Below are 17,779 nucleotides of genomic sequence, written 5' to 3'. Positions count from 1 at the left end.
AGCACATGGATCGTTCGGAGCGTAAGGAGGGTTTCATGTCATCACCGAAGCATGAGCTTCGTCTGGAACAGAGCATGTATCTCCTGCCGGACGCAGGCAGAAATGTGTTGTCGCCAACCGACTCCAACATCATCACCGGCGTGGTCGTGATGAGGACCAAGGGTCTGACGCGCACTGCTCTGCTCATGCGGGTGGGCGACCACACACATCTGCGCGTACGCTGGACGGGATATTCGCCGGCTCATGAGACCGTCCAAATCGGGGACGAAGCCCGCGTATGCATCGCGGAGAACGTGGTCAATCTCGAGGCAGGGACGTTCAGAAGGGGCAAACAACGCTGGAACCGTTGGATCGGAACCGTGGTGATGAACTACCACTGCAACTACGACAACGTGACCACCGTCAGGCTTGATCAGGACAATATTGTCCTGAAGAGCCGAAGTCCCATCTCCGAGGGGCAACCGGCTCTGTCGACGGGGGACAGAGTCAATGTTGTCATCGATCCTCACGATATTCGGCTCCTACCCACTCGTCAGAAACCGACCCCTCCGCTCCCTCTCGTCATTGATGAGTCGCCGACTCATGTTTGGCTGCACGCAACGATCACGGTGATACGCCTGACGCCCATTGGACAGCATATCGCCCTGACTCTTGGCAACGCGACCATGGCAGCACTGGTGGAGATGGATGAAGGGCGGAATCCCGGATGGAGCGCAGGAACGACTGTTCGTATCTCGATCCACCGTACCGACGGATTCATCAGACGAGACCTGAACAGTCCGATATTTCGTTGCTGCATCATCCTTTCGAGCGAGTTCGCCGGTCACTAGAGATTCGTGAGAGTGGTTCACGTTTGTAACACCACGGAAGGGATCCACACCATGCGAGCCAAGATTTTTCGCGGTACGGTATTGCTGATATCGGGCGACACGCACCTTCAAACAAGCCTGCAACGGGCGCTACTGCAGGGCGGCTATGGAATTCGTGGCGCGCGAAATCAGGAGGAAGCCCTTCAGGAATTGCAGGCGACCACTCCCGCAATTCTCGTCGTAGACCGTCGTGAGTCCGGATTTTCCCGTCTTCGTCTCGAATCGCCTAAACTTCCACCTTTGGTGACTATCACCTATCATCCGGACAGTTGCGACGAGCAGCACTGCACGATGGACCTTGAGGACGGCGCCACCAACGCGGTCTGCAATGCCGGCCCTTCCGTCATCGTCGCATTGGTCGGGGCTGTTCTTCGTCGCCAGCGATGGGAACGCCCTGCTCCTACCCAATTCGTATCAAACGGTGTGACCGTCAATCTGGACAAATGTGAAGTCACGGTCGGCTCGCAAGCCGTCTCAGTCAGCAGGACCGAATTTCGTATTCTGCAAAGCCTTGTGGCGGCGCCTGGCCACTATCTTTCCAGAAAAGCCCTGTTGGATCAGGCGTGGGGTGAAGGATTCGCCATTTTCCCTCATACGTTGGACGTGCATATTTCTTCGCTCAGACGCAAACTCAACCCCGCCCGGACTAACCAGGAATTCATCATGACCGTCAAGGGCCTAGGGTTCAAACTCAGGTCTACCATGCCCGCGCAAGATCCGGCGTCGCTGCACTATTACCCTCTGCCATCCGTACCTGGGCGCAGGCTTCCACTAGCTGCCACATCGAAGGCCGGACGATCCGCAACGCTCCTGTCCTCCTCCGATTCGCGCTGGCAACATCAGACTGCGGAGTCCGGCACGGCTCGCCACCAGCCTAAGACAGCGGCCGCCGGGCAAGGACTCTAATCGCTACGGTCTATAAGAAGAATGATCGGGGAAGGCCTCCCGGATTTCAGCGCATGCGGCGCCCTTGCGGCAACCGCTTCAATCTGCCGGCTGACAGAATCCTGAGAGAATCTGAGGTCCGATGGCGGGCTCTCACAGAGCCTATCTATTGCACGCGCAACTGGCGGATCTTTCCGGTTTCCCTTGTGTCGTATCCTCCCAGTGCCTCGATTTCCGTGCGGAACTGGCGGCTCACTATGGCTTCCAATAAGTTTCCGATGCTTGGTAATGCCGTGAGGTAGGACTTTGGCACTACAAGGTCATAGCGGGATTGCTGCAGTGGAATAAAGTCCAATCCAAATAGATTTGCCGCAGAACGAACGCCCATTCCCACGTCGGCAGATCCTTCTGAAATCCGGCGTGCCACCTGGAAATGTGAATCTGCGACCAGGTCGTAGCCCCTGACGTCTTGCGATTGCAGGCCTTCTTTTTCGAGTCGTTGATCGAGCAAATGCCTGGCACCGGCACCCTTTTCGCGATTGATGAGGGTAATATCCCTGCGGCTCAGATCATCAATCTTGCGGATGTCTTTGGGATTGCCCTGCCGCACGATCAACCCTTCCTCCCAGGCTGCGAACGTCACGATCAGGTAATCATCGCCACGCAGATGCTTTCGAAGATAGGGAATGTTCGACTCTCCGGTCTTTTCGTCGACGATATGGAGCCCTGCCATATGAACCTCATGCCGCTTGAGCGCCTCAAGCGCCGCGCTGCTTCCCATGGTCCATCCGGTCACCGTCGCGGTCTCTTTATAGCGCCGGAGGTATTCCCCTGCCAGGAAGATCGCGGGATCGCACCCGGCAATCGCAATTTCCTGTTCGATCACACGGCGGTCCCGGAGCAGTTGTACACGCACCCGCTTGCCGATCTTGCCGGCTCCACGTCCGTTCACTGCTCCGCCGAGTAGCAATCCGTCGGCCGGCACCATATACGCGAGAAGTTCTCCCAAGGCACGTACGGGACGAACGACGTAATGATCCTCGACACGGGCGACTTTCACCCGCACCGAGGTGTGATTGACGTCCACCTGGCCGAGTTCCCCGATGAGTTCTCCTTCGATCACTTCGCCGGTGGCACGCAGGCTGAAAAGGTCCTCGACGCGGCATCCCAATACCCCAGCCAGACGAAGCGCGACCGCGGTAGTCGGAAGATAGTGATTGCCCTCAATTGCGCAGACCGCTTGCCGAGTGATTTGGGCTGAATCGGCCAAGTCGCTTTGGGACATGCCCTTGGCCGCCCTCAGAGATTTGAGGTTATTGTCAATGTTGCTGATCGGCTCAGCTCGATGACGCTCTCCCATACATGATGAAATACAGTTATACATTACCTAATGTCAAGTATAGTAAATCATGCGCATTCGGCGTACAACCAAGCGTTCTCAATCGCTCGGCATAACACAAACCCATCGCATGCAAGGATTTCTCGCCGCCGTTCCTAATAAGAGGACTGAATCCGATCTCTTGTCCGGCCTTCCACGTGATTATAAACCGGAACAGGTCACCGACTTCATGATCGGGATTGCAGCGCCGCTGCGTGAAGAAGGAAAACTCACATGTGAAGAGAAGGATTATCGAACACGGAAACTCTTGCCGGGATATGCCTCTAACGGAGCAGATATCGGTGATACAAATCGATGTGGATAACAGGGCTGCTCAGTTGTCGAATGTATCGACCCCCGCAAGCCATCGAGCCCTGTCGTCCAGCCGCTCCAACAGCATGTGCATCCTGAACAGGACGATCACCATCTCGCAGAGTATCCGCCACAAGATGTTGCCGACTACGAGCACGACCATGCTGCCTATACGAACCAGCATGTGATCATGTTCGGAATAGGTCACCATGTACGGCAACAGCATGGCCGCCATACTGGCGCCGGTGATGGTGATCAGCCCGAGCACATAGGCACTTCTGATCCAAAACGGCGCGACCATGTGTCTGAATGTGAAGTATTCGGCGATGGAATCATGGCGCGGAGCAGACGGCCGGCGTTTCACCTTGAATCTCATGCCGCATGATTTGCACTGGTCTCCCTCATCAGGATTTTCGGTCAAACAATTGGGACATTTCATCATTCACCTTTGCAATGAAGAGATCCGCTTCCAAGGGAATTGATCGTCCCGCTGAGCAGGTGGAGATCGTCATGCGCTCTGTGCGGCGGAATTCCGATGACGATATTACGAGCATACCATCGGTCATGCTCTTGTTCGAGCCTCCTGCCGGGTGATAGGAACCGGAGGGCGCCATGCCGCGCCGATCATCTCAGTAACGAGATGCGATCCGCGGCCGAACGGGACGATGGCCGATATTCGTAAACGCAGGTGGGCAGGCTATTCGGTCAGGCGTGAGAAGACGCACCTGCGGAAATGCCATTCTCAACACGATGGATCCGATCAACGAACCAAAAGTCACAGGCGGCAAAGATCGACATTGAGTTCTTGCCTCACGCACTGAGGAACCCGACCGCTACCGCTCCGCCTCGGTCAGATCGGCTTCCTCCTCCATTTCTTCGACCTCCGGCCCCGCCTTCACTTTCGTCGAAGAGGGATGGAGTCCGTACTTCTTGAGCATTTTGTAAAAGTCGGCGCGATACCGTCCGGCATGCTGGGCTGCTCTCGAGATGTTGCCGCCGGTCAATTGCAACACGTTCTTCAAATACGTCTTTTCAAATTCTTCTTTTGCCTCTGTCAGAGGCTTGAGCTGCGAATCCGGCGTCGTCCCGATCGAAGGAAGCAGATCCGGAGTGATCATATCCTGCCGGGACATGACGACGGCCTTTTCAATCGCATTCTCGAGTTCACGCACATTTCCAGGCCACAGGTTCGTCACCAGCCGGTGCAGCGCTGCGGGCGTGAACCCGCGGGCCTCCTTGTTCGCGCGCTTGGCGCTTGCGACGAGAAAATGCTGCGCCAGGATCGGTATGTCGTCTCGCCGGTCACGGAGAGGAGGAATGAACAGAGGGACGACCGAAATACGGTAATAGAGATCGTTTCTAAACGTCCCATTCTTGACAGCTTCGCCAAGATCCTTATTGGTGGCCGCGATGATCCGGACATCCACCTTGGTCGCCTGCTCCGCTCCGACCTCCCGCACTTCGCGTTCCTGCACCGCGCGCAAGAGCTTGACCTGCATCGATAGCGGCATTTCGCCGATTTCATCGAGGAACAACGTTCCTCCGTGCGCGCTTTGAAATAGCCCTTTCTTTGGACCGAGTGCGCTGGTGAAGGCACCTCGGACGTGCCCGAACAGCTCCGATTCAAACAGGGTTTCAGGAATAGCCGCGCAATTGAGCGCGACAAACGGCCCCTTGCTTCGCCGGCTGTTGGCGTGGGTCACCCGGGCAAACACTTCCTTTCCAGTCCCGGTTTCACCGAAGAGCAGCATCGTGGCATCGGAATCGGCGACTTGCACCACCTGTTGCAGCAACCGCTGCATCGCCGGGCTGCGCGCCACGACGTTCTCCATTCCATACAGCTCGTTGACCAGCGATTTCAGCCGCTGAATCTCGCGCGTCATCCGCTGGGGAGACAATCCCTCCTCGATCTTCAATTTCAGCTCTTTGTCATCGAACGGTTTGGTCAGGTACCCGAACGCCCCGCGCTGCACGGCTTCGACGGCGTTCGGAATGCTTCCGTGGGCCGTCAGGATAATCACGGGCAATCCCGGATGGATCCGCAGCAGTTCTTCGGTCACATCCAGCCCGTCCTCCCCCCGCAGACGGAGGTCGGTGATCGCCAGATCGAACCGATTCACTTTGGCCGCGCTGACGGCATCATGGCCGTTCGTGCACGCGGTGACGGCAAACCCCATTGCGTTGAGCCGCATCTTTACGAGCTGCAACAGACCTTCTTCATCATCGATAACGAGAATGTGCTCTTGTTCCATGGTGTGCTCGACTTCCTTTATTGTGTTGGCGCCAGTTCCGGCGCCGTCAGCGGAGCAACCGTTGACGGCGGGCGAATAGGACGGATCTTTTCCCTGGTCTCCTGATCGATACGCTTGAGCGCTTCCAACTGGTTGTACAATTCGTCGATCTTTTTTTCGCGCTCCACCAGTTGCTTTTGAAGCGACTGGATGGTGCCGCTTTCTCCCGGAACCTTTGGAGGAGGATCTTTTTTACCGATCAAGGCATCGGCCTTCCGTTCCCGCTCAGCCAAATCCCGCTGCAACACTTCGATGGCCTGAGAATCGGAATCCTTCATCGCCCGCAACTGTTGAATGATCAATTCCCTATCAAGCAAATCCCGCACCAGCCGATCCGAAGCTTGTGCAAGGACAATCTGTCCATCGGATACGGCAGGAGCAGCCATCACGGAAGTCGTCCATGACCGCTCTGTAGGATTCGGATACTGTTGGAGCAATTGCAGCCACATCTTGCTCGTAGCCGCCAATTGGCTGCGCGGCGATGTCGCGATCACCTTTTCGAAGTACTTCACTGCGCTGTCATGACTTTCGTACAGGGCGATAAGTGCGCGTGTGAAATAGGCCTGGTCACATGAATTGCGTTCGGCGCATTTTGCGACGAGTGCATCCTGTTTTTTTGCCATCGTCTGCATGGCCTTGGTTTCGGCAGGTTCCACAGTGAAAAATGGGGATGTCCCCGAAGGCGTGGGTGCCCATGATGCACAACCGCTTATGGCCAAAGCTGCGAACATCGCATACCCCACAGAGCCGCCCAACCGGAGCAATGACTTCATGCTGCTTCCACCCGCCTCGTCATGCGTAGGACAAACCGTACAGTCGTTCCCTTCTTCACTTCGCTTTCGATCCAAATCCGACCTCCGTGCGCTTCCACGACTTTCTTGGCCAGGGCCAGGCCAAGTCCGCTGCCGGGCAGCGACTGTTTGGATGACGTTCGTCCTTGGTAAAACCGCTCGAATATATGCGGCAGATCGTCGGCTGGAATGCCCGGCCCGACATCGGACACAGAGACCTCGAGCACACCCACCTTCAAGTCGGGCCGCATCAAGACCTTCACAATGCCTCCCTCAGGGCTGAACTTCAAGGCATTTGATAACAGATTGTCCAACACCTGCTCAATGCGCACTGAATCGGCTTTGACCCACACACGTTGTGCCGGCGCTTCCACTACGAGCTGCACATGCTTCGCATCCGCGAGCAACCGGATCTTGTTGACCGAGATGTCGGCAATGCGCTTGAGATCGGTCGCGACGATTCGGTACTCCATCATCCCCGCGTCCATTTTGGAAAGATCAAGAATGGTCGAAATCAGATGAATGAGGCGTCTGCTGCTGTCTGCCATGATTCTCAGCGTCGTGCGCTGCTCCGGCACCAACGGGCCGGGGATTTCATCCAGCAGCAAGTGGGTGCCCTCCTGAATCGAGGCCATGGGCGTTCTCAATTCATGGGACACATGGGCCAGGAACTCCCCCTTCATGTCATCGAGTTCCTGAAGTTTGCCTCCCATCCAATTGACCGTATCGACGAGGTTTCTGAGTTCACTCGGGGCTCGAATGTTCAGGGATGCCCGAAAGTTACCCTGCCCGATCTGCTTGATATGTCCTTGTAATTGCCGGAGCGGACGTAAGATCGTATAACTCGCGATCCCCGCCAATCCGATTCCAAATAACAGAGCCAACAAGACGAGCTGCTCCGTCACTGCCTCGGCTTGCGCGGAACTCTCACGCGATCGCCTGACGCCGGTGATGATCCCTGATTCATGAAAATCGATATAGTGCTGCATCGTCGTCGTCAGTTGATCCATCACCAAATTGCGCCGGCTTTCGTAGGCCGTTGACAGGGCGACGACAGCACGTTGAGGCTGATCCAAATCGGCGTGGAACATACCCAACCGTTCTTGTTGAAGTCGTTTGGCATGCTCCAGTAGCTGGATTCCCTCCGGGGAAACTTCCTGCAACAGCAGCGTGTCGATGCCTTTCCGAAATTCTTCGACCTCTTCATCGAAATGTTCGAGAAACGTGGCATCCCGCACGGCCAGATACTTCTTTTCGCTGTTGAGCTGGACATACGCGAGCGTCAACAATCGTTTTGCCGCTTCGATGGCCGGATAGTGCTGAACCGCCATCTTCGTGCTGAGGGCCGATAGTTGCCTGAGCTGAATCAGGGCGTACAGGTTGACGCCGGCCATCACAACGATAATAAGAAGAGACGTCAGTACGATCCGCCAGAAAATCGATAGCCGCACGAGGGATGTCCCTTCACCGGGCTGACTGGTTTTAATAACTGTCTTTGGTGTAGGTAAATCCATACACTAATTCGCAGCAGTTCTCAAGGGTTTCCATAAAGAAATCACGCGGGGGAGCCTCAATTTTCTATAAGGGTCAAATTCGGTTTTTGCGGCTGCCGCGGGGCTTTAAGCGGCCGTACCCCGTCTCTTGGAGACTTTACTCGTCTCCGGCGATCCGCGAGGCAAATTGCCGCTGACGACGGGAGGAGTTCACAAGTGATGCAAAGAGATGGCCACGAAATAACATCATGGCCACGGCTAAGGGCGGTGTCAGCACCAACACGACGTAAGAACTGATGGCGGGGGGGACGCCCAGATAGTCCAGCCAGCCGCCCAGGATCGTGAACGGGAGTATCAGGATCTGGAAAAAGTCGAGTCCCGCTCCGCGTCCTGCGCGGCTGGATATTGAGAAGACCGACCTGAGGCCCATCGGAGAGAGCACCAAAGGAATGAGGAGAATGGCGATGGGGATGAACCATTCAATCCAATTTTCCATGACAAAGTCATACGAGCTCTTGAAGACATCCAACGGAGAGTCGTGCCGGACCTGATAGATGACTTCCGGCGCCGGGTTGAGCAAAAGAAAGACGAGAAGCAGGACGGCATACGAAAGGAATTGTCCATACGGATTCGCCTCCATCCCCATGTCGAGCACCATCAATGGAATCCACAACACGAACCCGACCCCGATGACATCCCAAAAATACCGGCCAAAGCTGTCGAAGACATCCTGCATCGTCAACCGCCGGGCAAAGGCGACCGACTGTTCGATCAAGCTCAACGTCGCTCCAACCAACAGCGCGTTCACAGCTCCGAGCAGAAATCCTCCGGCGATACCTAGGCCGCCCGCGAGTTGTGTCGCGAGCACAAGGAGGAAGCCAAACCCGACGACCGCGAGGATGGTGACCCACCCCCGTTGAAGAGATTGCCAGGTCTTTTGAAGGGCCTTGTGGTACAGGGCGAGCGTCGGAGAGATCATAATGACTGGGATGGACAATAGCGGGCCACTGGTCCAGGGTCAAGCGGAGTTCTTCATGGCGTTGACTTGACTGAACTTATGCTTATGGATTGCTCATAGATATGGCGATACGGGAGGAAGGCCACATGGATATGAATCGGGCGACGATTAAACTTCAGGAAGCGCTTCAGACCGCCTCGTCTCATGCCATGAGACGAAGCCATCAGGGCATTGACGTCGAACATGTGCTGCTGGCCTTACTCGAGCAAGAGCGAGGCATCGTCCCATCCTTATGCGAACAGGCCGGCGTGTCGATACAGGCGGTCAAGCAGGCCACCGAGCAGGCGCTCGCCAAGCTCCCTCAAGTTCAAGGCGCGACTGGCGCCCCGGGTCAGTTGCACATTACTCCCCGTCTGAATCACGTGCTGACCAAGGCCGAAGATGAACAGCGGGCATTGAAAGATGATTTTCTCAGCGTGGAACATGTCCTTCTCGCTATGGTCCAGGAGGGCGGCGTGTTCAAGAAGCTCGGCCTGACCCGGGATCGGCTCCTCCCGGCGCTTCAACAGGTAAGAGGGAATCAACGCGTCACGACACAGGACCCTGAAGGCACCTATCAATCACTCGAAAAGTATGGACGCGACCTGACTCAGCTGGCCGGCCAGGGCAAGCTGGACCCCGTGATCGGTCGCGACGAAGAAATCCGCCGGGTCGTTCAAATTCTTTCGCGTCGAACCAAAAACAATCCTGTGTTGATTGGCGAACCGGGCGTCGGGAAAACGGCCATTGTCGAAGGCCTGGCCATCCGCATCGTCAAGGGTGACGTCCCCGAAGGACTCAAACAAAAACGGGTGATCGCGCTGGACATGGGTGCGCTGGTCGCAGGTGCGAAGTTCCGCGGTGAATTCGAGGAGCGTCTCAAGGCGGTGTTGAAGGAGATTCAGTCTTCCCAGGGGCAGATCCTGTTGTTCATCGACGAACTCCATACGGTTGTCGGAGCCGGCGCTGCAGAGGGCGCGATGGACGCTGCCAATCTCCTCAAGCCCATGTTGGCCCGTGGCGAACTGCATCTCATCGGGGCCACGACCCTGGACGAATACCGAAAGCATATCGAGAAGGATGCGGCTCTCGAACGTCGATTTCAAACGGTGCTGGTGGATCAACCGACCGTGGAGGATACGATTTCCATTCTGCGCGGCCTGAAGGAACGTTATGAGGTCCATCACGGCGTCCGGATCAAGGATGCCGCTCTCGTGGCGGCAGCGAAACTTTCGCACCGGTATATCGCCGACCGCTTTTTACCGGACAAGGCCATCGACTTGGTTGATGAAGCGGCGGCCCGCCTGCGCACGGAGATCGATAGTCTTCCCGCCGAATTGGACGAGGTTTCTCGAAAGGTCTTGCAGCTCGAAATCGAACGAGAAGCTCTACGGAAGGAAAAAGATCAGGCCAGTCACGCGCGGCTGACCGCCCTCGAGCAGGAATTGAATGAAAAGCAGCGGGATCTCCAGGCGTTGAAGACCCGGTGGGACTCCGAGAAGGCTTCCGTGGCACGACTGCGCAAGCATCGCGAGGCCATCGAAGAAGTGAAACTCGCGATCGAAAAGGCGGAGCGCGCCTACGACCTGAACCGGGTCGCGGAATTGCGGTATGGAGAGTTGCCTCGTCTCGAGCGCGAACTGTCCATCGAACAGCAACAGCTGGGGAAGAAACAAGGCGAGAGTCGACTGCTCAAGGAGGAGGTCGACGAGGATGACATCGCGGCCGTAGTCAGCCGATGGACCGGCATACCGGTTTCCAGGTTGATGGAAGGCGAGATGGAGAAACTTCTCAAGCTGGAAGAGCTGCTTCATCAGCGCGTCGTGGGGCAGGATCAAGCGGTCCGGGCCGTAGCCGATGCGGTCCTGCGCGCGCGTTCAGGAATTAAAGACCCGAACCGACCGATCGGCTCATTTTTGTTTCTCGGTCCCACTGGCGTCGGTAAGACGGAATTAGCCAGAGCCCTGGCTGCGACCCTGTTCGATGACGAAGGCAATCTGATCAGAATCGACATGTCCGAATACATGGAAAAACATACCGTCGCCAGATTGATCGGAGCGCCGCCGGGATATGTGGGGTACGAAGAGGGAGGACAACTGACCGAGGCCGTGCGTCGAAAACCCTTTTCAGTAATCCTCTTTGATGAAATCGAGAAGGCGCATCATGACGTCTTCAATGTGCTGCTTCAGGTGCTTGACGACGGGCGTCTGACGGATTCACAGGGCCGGACGGTCGACTTCAAGAACACCGTCCTGATCATGACATCGAACATCGGCAGTCCTCAAATCCTCGAAGCCCAGCGCTCGCGCCGATCGACATACGAGGATGTCCGCGCCGTCGTCATGGACGAGCTTCGCCGTCATTTCCGTCCTGAATTCCTCAACCGCGTCGACGAGACGGTGGTATTTCATCCATTGGAAACGGATCAACTGACGACGATTGTCGAGATACAACTCGAGCGGCTAAAAAGCAGGTTGGCGGAGCGTCGTATCACGCTGACGGCGACGCAGGCGGCACTTCGGTACCTCGGAGAGCGCGGTTACGATCCCGTCTACGGGGCCAGACCTCTCAAGAGGCTGATTCAGCAGGAATTGGAAACGCCTATCGCCCGCCAACTGATCAAAGGAGAACTGCGGGACGGGCAAACGGCCGCAGTCGATGTGAAGAACAATCAGATCTCCATCACTCCGGTCGCATCGTGATGAATCATCGGGTCATCCGATTCTGACGGCACCACCCGCCGCGTCCTCGGTGGTGCCGCTGGCTTGCTGACGGTCGATCTTCCATTCTTTGTCGGATACCTCGACCAGATTACCCTTGACCGAGTGAAAGCTGCCTTTTGTCAACGCAATCACGTTCGGAGTCTTGAGCGCAATTTCCAGCACGACTTTCTTCGAATCCGTATGAGTCAGCGTCACGCGGCTTGAGGTTTTGGATACTTCATAGGCGCGCCGCTCGTTGAACATGAGCGTGCTGTCAACGAGTTTCGCCATCACCTTGCCCGTTCCGTCAAAGAGGGCGAAATTCACAAGGACGGTTTTGGCCGGCTCTCTCAGCGAAATCTGAATCTGCGGGATCCCCTGAATTTCTACCGTGCCGTCGGTGTTTCGATACAGGTTCGAACCAATCTCCAGGTCCATGATTGCTCCTCGTTCTCGATAATGACGAATACCTGTCAGGATTTCTTGATGCGGTCGAGAATGAGCGCAATGCAGCCGCCCAACAACCCTCCGCCCATAATCGTCGTCAGCAATTCCACCAGCTTCAATTCCCAGACAGACCCTTGCGCCTGCATCACTTCACGAATACCGCCTTGGAGCATGATCACCGCCAAGGCCATCGTCGCACCAACGATAAACCACCAGATGAACACCTTGACGGTCGGCATCATGTCGCCTTCTTCTCACTCCAGGCGCCGGTCCAAACTGCGATACTGAATCGCTTCTGCAACGTGAATCGCATGAATGCGCTCCGCACCCGCAAGATCGGCGATCGTCCGTGCCACCCGCAATATGCGTCCGTGAGCGCGGGCTGAGAGACCGAGTTTGACCATTGCCTGTTGCAGGAGGTCCAGCGCAGGCTTGTCCAGGCCACAATACCGCTTCAGCAGCCGCGGCTTCAACTGGGCATTCGTATGGATGCCGTCTTTCGCATATCGATCCACCTGACGCCGTCTGGCCTCCACGACACGAGAGAGGATCACGGCGGACGTTTCGGCTGCCGCCTCCTGCCCTTGGAGTTCTTGGACCGACACGGCAGGAACCTCGACATGGATGTCCAGACGATCCTGTAACGGCCCGGACAGCCGAGCTCGATACCGTCTGACCTGGTGAGGCGTACACGTGCATTCGTGCGAACGGCTGCCATAAAATCCGCATGGGCAGGGATTCATGGCAGCAATCAACATGAACCGGGCGGGATAACGCAGTGAGGCGCTGACCCTGGTCAACACGACATATCCATCTTCCAACGGCTGTCTGAGACCGTCCAGAACAGGACGGCGGAATTCAGGAGATTCATCCAGAAACAAAATCCCGTTGTGGGCGAGAGAGACTTCGCCGGGCCGCGGAACCGCTCCGCCGCCGATGAGCCCAGCATCGGAAATGCTATGGTGAGGCGCGCGAAACGGCCGGACGGTGAGAAGCGGACAGTGGCAAGATAGTCGGAAGCCGCTTGGCCAGCATCGTTTTCCCGGAGCCGGGAGGCCCTACCATCAGAACATTGTGACCGCCCGCTGCGGCAACTTCCAACGCCCGTTTGGCCTGATCCTGCCCCCGAACATCGCCATAATCGTCTTCCTCCACCGGACGCATCGAAAAGAACTGGCTGCGGTCGCATTCCATGGGGCTGATCCCCTTCGTTCCTCTGAGAAACGCTACAACCTCCGGCAGCGTATGCACCGGATACACGGCAACGTCACCGACGATCGCCGCCTCCTTCGCATTACAGGCCGGCATAATAACTCCGTAGCCGTTCCTGCACGCCATCCCAATCGACAGCGCTCCGGGAATCGATTTGATATGACCGTCAAGTGATAATTCTCCTACCAAGGCACGTCCGGACAAACCTTCCTGGGGGACGACATCTTCGGCTATGAGGATGCCTATGGCTATTGCCAGATCGAGTCCCGCTCCTTCCTTCTTTACGTCCGCAGGGGCGAGATTGACCGTGATTCGTTTGGCTGGAAAATGAAAGCCTGTGTTTTTGAGAGCCGATCGGACTCGGTCACGGCTCTCTCGCACCGTCGCGTCAGGAAGCCCGACGACGGAAAATTGAGGAAGTCCGCCAGCAATGTCCACCTCGACCTCGATCAGATTCGCATCGAGTCCGGCCAACGCCACGCTCACGACCTTGGCAAGCATGAAAGGCTCCTATGAGTAATGTTGAGGTATCGAATTATAAGAAGGCTTCCTAACTGCTTCAAGAATTTCCTTGGCGGCGCATCAATTCAATGGTTCCATTCATACAGATTGCGTGCACAGACTCCTGGGTGGCTCCTGTTTTCGACCTTCTGTATAATTCGTCCATGCAGGTTCTTTCTATTCTGACGATCGCCATCTGCGCAGGGTTTCTCACGGGTCCTGCCCAGGGTCAAATGCCCGGTCGCACCCCGAGCACTGCGGTTGGTGCTTCCATGGCCCTGCTCGCCACACTTCAAGATGCCGATGTCCTTCCGCCTGAAGGCACTCCAGAGGCGAATCGCGTCATCCAGGTGGTCATTCAATTTCAGTCCGTCTTTATGAAGAGCTCCGACCGAGCGGTATCCGAGTTTCTCGATCACGCCCTCACCAAGGAAGGGATCGATCAACAACAGATCGACGATCTGAGGCGGTATGGCTGGTCATCACAAACGCTGGAGGCCATGAGTTCGTATTATGGGACTCTCCCGGGAAATGAACGATTTCGTCTGGATGAGGCCTTTTCATCGTTCAACATGCACATTCGTGACTTCGAGTATTTACTGAAGCTGTTCGATAGCGCGCAAGCCAGCTTTCATCAACGCGGGCAGGACATTCACCGGGTGTTTACCCAGCGGCGACGGGAAATGCCGGGCAGCGGAGGACCCCATAGAAAGGAGCGACCTCATGGCGACCAAGGCCTATATTCTGATCAAGGTCAAGGCGGGACGGACAAAAGACGTCTTGCAATCTCTTCGGAAGCTCACGGGAGTTGAACAAGCCCACTCCTGTTTCGGTCAACCGGATATCTTTCTGTTCATCAGTGTCAATGATGAACGTGCGCTGTCGGACGTCGTCATCACTAAAATTCATCAGATCGAAGGCGTCGAGGAAACCGATACCCACATCGTGGCGGACAGTTAATCGAGGGAAGCCACGTCCATCCAGGCTCCGCCCGTTTCGGATGATCGATAACAGGCATCCGCCAATTCGACCGCACGGCATCCATCTGCGCCGGTAATCGGCGGTGGAACTCCGTCTCGAATGGCGCGGATGAATGCCATGAGAACGGCAAGCACCGTAGGTTCAGGCTCGACGATCCATTCAGTTGATTCACCGTGACGATCGGTATACCTAACGGTTCGGCAGCACCAGTCAGCCCGTAGCATCCCCTCGCTGCCTACCCACTCACTCCACCCCTGTCGTCGTCCCTCTACCCGCGCCACGTCCAAGAGACATTCGATACCCTCAGCCGTCAGCATTCGCGCCTGAACTGCCTGTTCCGGCCCCTCATCAGCAGGCGGAACAAGCACCGCTTGCACCCGAGCGACTTCTTCGCCGGTGGCGAAGCGTACAAGATCCAACATATGGATCCCGAGTTCCAACAGGGCTCCCAGGCTTACAGGAGTTCCATGATCGCTCAGCACATTGGCCTTGGTTTCGATGTGGCTTCGTAATGTTACAGTCTGAAGGCGACCGATTAGCCCGAGCTGTTCTTTCAGTTTGAGAATGGTCGGATCGAACCGCATGGTCTGCGCGGTCATGAGAGGAACCGAGGCCCGGTCCGCTTCAGCGACCATCGATCTGGCCTGGGCACCGTTGAACGCCAACGGTTTTTCAACCAAAACCGGCTTTCCCGCTCGCACTGCCTCGAGGCAAATGTCATGACACAATAGCGGTGAGGTCACCACGACGACGGCGTGAACACGCGGATCAGCGATCAGATCACGGAAATCCCCGTATACGGAAACGTTATCGAAGGGAAGTTGTTCTTCCACTCGCTTACGACAAATCGCAGCAAGAACGGCGCCCGGCACATCCTTGGCCAAATATCGTGCATACCGGCTTCCGTGTCTCCCGACCCCGACGAGACCGACACCGATCGGTCCTTTCGGCAACACGATCATGATTTCCTCCCACTTGCTCTTCTTGTGAGCATCCAAATCTCCTATCTGTAATCCGAGTGCGCTGCGATTGACAATCCGTCGAACCGCTCCCTATAGTATCTTGAGACAATTAACATAATATTTTTCCTGCATGTTCGATAAGGAGCTTTGACGCCGTGGCAACTTCCACTACCGCCCCCTTCACCCCAGAACAGATCGGAACTGGAACGTGCCGCTTTCCAAGCGGGGCGGCTATTCCAACGGCGACCGACGCGGCCGTTGATCCATACATCCGGACTAGGGTGACCAAACATGTGCAGGTTGAATGTATTCAATTCTGGCCGCAGGTTCCGGGCGTCTTCCCGGGAATCGTCCTGTTGCACGAATGGTGGGGGCTGAATTCACAGATCAAGGATCTCGGATCCAGACTGGCCTGTGAGGGCTACAATGTGATCATTCCCAATCTTTATGCGCGACTCGGGGGAATGGTGACGGCCAACGGCGAAGTGGCGGAAGCCCTGATGAATAAACTCACCGAATCGCTGGTTATTCAAGACATCAATTCCTGTTGTGAATATTTCAACACGAAAGAGCACGTCAAACGGAATATCCATGGGGTTGTGGGGTTCGGGATGGGCGGTAGTTTCGCCCTGCGATTCGCCTGCCAACGCAAGCGTCTACGGGCGGCTGTCTCATACTATGGACGAATGGTTCAGCCTGACAGCCTGTTGAAGGACTTGTATTGCCCGGTCCTATACCACCAGCCTGGTCGCGATACATGGGTCGCTCCGGACGACGTTGACCGACTCCGTAAGGCCGCAGCCGACTATGACAAACGTGTCGAGATCCTAACTTACCCGGATGCCCCGCATGCGTTCAGCAACGAGCTCCGTCCCGACGGCTACCGCGAGGATACTCACACCCAGGCCTGGAATGCCACCGCGGCGTTCTTAAAATCATGCCTTCAGGTGGCATAGCGCGCTTTTTATCGTGCAACAACCGTCGATTCACGAGGATCGCTCGATCCCTTCCTCCACCTTTCATCTTGGCAAGGTCAGCCGCATGCCGGCCATGTTCATCCGCATAAGCCTATCGATTCTTGTTGTCCTGCTGGTCGCGAAAGTGCCCATTGAAGTCCGTGCAAGCGACGATCTCCCCGACTGGCAGGCTGTCATCCAGGCAAACAGAGACCGCCTTCGCGATGTCGAGTCCGACGAATCCGCATTGAAGCTCTTTATCGATTTTCTGGGCCCGTCGCTTGGCTTGAAGGATGCCGCCGGCACCATCAGCGCCAAAGGTTTGCCCCCGAAGCTCTCAAAAGAACTCATGGTATCTGAAATCAACCTGTCGGCGCAGCGGCTCGCAGCGGCACTCGTCGTATGGGACCTTTCGGATTCTGTTGTGACGGCCGCCGAGACCCATGCGGAGCACCGTCTTTCCCTGCCTCAGATTGCTCCATCGCGCTCCACATGGCTGAATTCGCTGGGTTCGCTACCATCCTTCAGCACGCTTCTCCACACTTCCCCTTCAGGAACTGATCTTTCAGTTCCAGCTGCCACCGACTCAATCGGCATCGCTCTCCTGGCAGGTCGGTCCATGACCGAGGCCAGCCAACTCGCAATGACCGAATGGTTCAGACTGAATTCCTGGAGAGATCGCATACGTAGCTTGCGGGGTCAGGCACGTCTCTGCGGCACGTGGCATTGGGTGGTTCACAACCATCAGCAGCATCATCAGGAACAAAAGCTTTCCTTGGAATTCTCCCCACCCGGCCGACAGGCAGACAAGATACCCGGTCTTGCCGAAGCCATCGTTCTGGGTGATACCGTCTACCTCCGCTGGGAGTCCGGGGGAAGGACTCAAGAGGATAGCCTCTTGTTCACCAAAGAGGCTCAACGGCTTGAAGGGACGTTCGTCAACTCCCAAGGCGGGTGGGGTTCCGTCAGCGGAAAGCGGACGGGAAAGTGCGCCTCGTGAGA

At 56.3% G+C, this 17,779-nt stretch carries 19 protein-coding genes; 8 read left to right on the top strand and 11 right to left on the bottom strand.

Annotated elements, in window-relative coordinates; translation table 11 throughout:
- Positions 1–35: 35 nt before the first annotated feature.
- Both W02_RS20685 and W02_RS20680 read left to right on the top strand, forming a co-directional pair.
- Complete coding sequence (locus W02_RS20685; protein ID WP_173051199.1) at positions 36–830, top strand: hypothetical protein; 795 nt, start codon at positions 36–38, stop codon at positions 828–830.
- 51 nt (positions 831–881) lie between these two features.
- Positions 882–1,775: a response regulator transcription factor gene (locus tag W02_RS20680; RefSeq protein WP_173051198.1), complete on the top strand. Its 894-nt coding sequence runs from the start codon at positions 882–884 to the stop codon at positions 1,773–1,775.
- Between the two features lie 145 nt (positions 1,776–1,920).
- Here the strand turns inward: W02_RS20680 and W02_RS20675 are convergent, their stop codons facing one another.
- The gene (locus tag W02_RS20675) at positions 1,921–3,114 is read right to left on the bottom strand and encodes a substrate-binding domain-containing protein (RefSeq protein WP_255458544.1); all 1,194 of its coding nucleotides are present in this window, start codon (positions 3,112–3,114) and stop codon (positions 1,921–1,923) included.
- A 49-nt stretch (positions 3,115–3,163) separates the two neighbouring features.
- Here W02_RS20675 and W02_RS20670 point away from each other — a divergent pair, with 49 nt between their 5' ends.
- Entirely contained in the window at positions 3,164–3,457 is a 294-nt protein-coding gene (locus W02_RS20670; protein ID WP_173051196.1) for a hypothetical protein, read from the top strand.
- 9 nt (positions 3,458–3,466) lie between these two features.
- Here the strand turns inward: W02_RS20670 and W02_RS20665 are convergent, their stop codons facing one another.
- The 5 genes from W02_RS20665 to W02_RS20645 all read right to left on the bottom strand — a co-directional run bounded on the left by W02_RS20665 (position 3,467) and on the right by W02_RS20645 (position 8,998).
- Complete coding sequence (locus W02_RS20665; RefSeq protein WP_173051195.1) at positions 3,467–3,808, bottom strand: DUF4282 domain-containing protein; 342 nt, start codon at positions 3,806–3,808, stop codon at positions 3,467–3,469.
- A gap of 469 nt (positions 3,809–4,277) precedes the next feature.
- Entirely contained in the window at positions 4,278–5,696 is a 1,419-nt protein-coding gene (locus W02_RS20660) for a sigma-54 dependent transcriptional regulator (protein ID WP_173051193.1), read from the bottom strand.
- 17 nt (positions 5,697–5,713) lie between these two features.
- Positions 5,714–6,508 carry a hypothetical protein gene (locus W02_RS20655; protein ID WP_173051191.1) on the bottom strand — a complete coding sequence of 265 codons (795 nt, stop codon included), beginning with the start codon at positions 6,506–6,508 and terminating at the stop codon, positions 5,714–5,716.
- Positions 6,505–8,040: a cell wall metabolism sensor histidine kinase WalK gene (locus tag W02_RS20650; protein ID WP_173051189.1), complete on the bottom strand. Its 1,536-nt coding sequence runs from the start codon at positions 8,038–8,040 to the stop codon at positions 6,505–6,507. Before W02_RS20650 ends, W02_RS20655 begins: the two co-directional genes overlap by 4 nt.
- Before the next feature lie 136 nt (positions 8,041–8,176).
- Positions 8,177–8,998, bottom strand: coding sequence for a hypothetical protein (locus tag W02_RS20645; RefSeq protein WP_173051187.1), 822 nt, complete (start codon positions 8,996–8,998; stop codon positions 8,177–8,179).
- Positions 8,999–9,123: 125 nt separating this feature from the next.
- Here W02_RS20645 and clpB point away from each other — a divergent pair, with 125 nt between their 5' ends.
- Positions 9,124–11,718, top strand: coding sequence for an ATP-dependent chaperone ClpB (gene clpB / locus W02_RS20640; protein ID WP_173051185.1), 2,595 nt, complete (start codon positions 9,124–9,126; stop codon positions 11,716–11,718).
- Positions 11,719–11,730: 12 nt separating this feature from the next.
- Here the strand turns inward: clpB and W02_RS20635 are convergent, their stop codons facing one another.
- Genes W02_RS20635 through W02_RS20625 form a run of 4 tightly spaced genes read right to left on the bottom strand, consistent with a single transcriptional unit; the run spans position 11,731 to position 13,878 of the window.
- On the bottom strand, positions 11,731–12,156 hold the full coding sequence (locus W02_RS20635) for a hypothetical protein (RefSeq protein ID WP_173051183.1): 426 nt from the start codon (positions 12,154–12,156) through the stop codon (positions 11,731–11,733).
- 35 nt (positions 12,157–12,191) lie between these two features.
- Positions 12,192–12,407, bottom strand: coding sequence for a hypothetical protein (locus W02_RS20630; protein WP_173051181.1), 216 nt, complete (start codon positions 12,405–12,407; stop codon positions 12,192–12,194).
- A 12-nt stretch (positions 12,408–12,419) separates the two neighbouring features.
- The gene (locus tag W02_RS21865) at positions 12,420–13,103 is read right to left on the bottom strand and encodes an ATP-binding protein (RefSeq protein WP_255458603.1); all 684 of its coding nucleotides are present in this window, start codon (positions 13,101–13,103) and stop codon (positions 12,420–12,422) included.
- A 19-nt stretch (positions 13,104–13,122) separates the two neighbouring features.
- Positions 13,123–13,878, bottom strand: a complete 756-nt coding sequence (locus W02_RS20625; RefSeq protein WP_255458543.1) for a magnesium chelatase domain-containing protein — start codon at positions 13,876–13,878, stop codon at positions 13,123–13,125.
- A gap of 164 nt (positions 13,879–14,042) precedes the next feature.
- On the opposite strand from W02_RS20625, the gene W02_RS20620 reads away from it, so the two are divergent.
- Entirely contained in the window at positions 14,043–14,690 is a 648-nt protein-coding gene (locus W02_RS20620) for a hypothetical protein (protein ID WP_173051180.1), read from the top strand.
- The gene (locus W02_RS20615; protein ID WP_173051178.1) at positions 14,659–14,838 is read left to right on the top strand and encodes an Lrp/AsnC ligand binding domain-containing protein; all 180 of its coding nucleotides are present in this window, start codon (positions 14,659–14,661) and stop codon (positions 14,836–14,838) included. Before W02_RS20620 ends, W02_RS20615 begins: the two co-directional genes overlap by 32 nt.
- Here W02_RS20615 and W02_RS20610 read toward each other — a convergent pair.
- Positions 14,835–15,821, bottom strand: a complete 987-nt coding sequence (locus W02_RS20610) for a Gfo/Idh/MocA family protein (RefSeq protein WP_173051176.1) — start codon at positions 15,819–15,821, stop codon at positions 14,835–14,837. The genes W02_RS20615 and W02_RS20610 overlap by 4 nt on opposite strands.
- A gap of 155 nt (positions 15,822–15,976) precedes the next feature.
- Between W02_RS20610 and W02_RS20605 the strand changes: the two genes are divergently transcribed.
- Positions 15,977–16,777 carry a dienelactone hydrolase family protein gene (locus W02_RS20605; RefSeq protein ID WP_173051174.1) on the top strand — a complete coding sequence of 267 codons (801 nt, stop codon included), beginning with the start codon at positions 15,977–15,979 and terminating at the stop codon, positions 16,775–16,777.
- Between the two features lie 85 nt (positions 16,778–16,862).
- Positions 16,863–17,777 carry a hypothetical protein gene (locus W02_RS20600; RefSeq protein ID WP_173051172.1) on the top strand — a complete coding sequence of 305 codons (915 nt, stop codon included), beginning with the start codon at positions 16,863–16,865 and terminating at the stop codon, positions 17,775–17,777.
- Positions 17,778–17,779 lie beyond the last annotated feature (2 nt).

Source organism: Nitrospira sp. KM1 (assembly GCF_011405515.1).
Lineage (GTDB): Bacteria > Nitrospirota > Nitrospiria > Nitrospirales > Nitrospiraceae > Nitrospira_C.
Note: the sequence above shows the minus strand (reverse complement) of the source record. Positions and strands in the feature narration are given on the sequence as shown.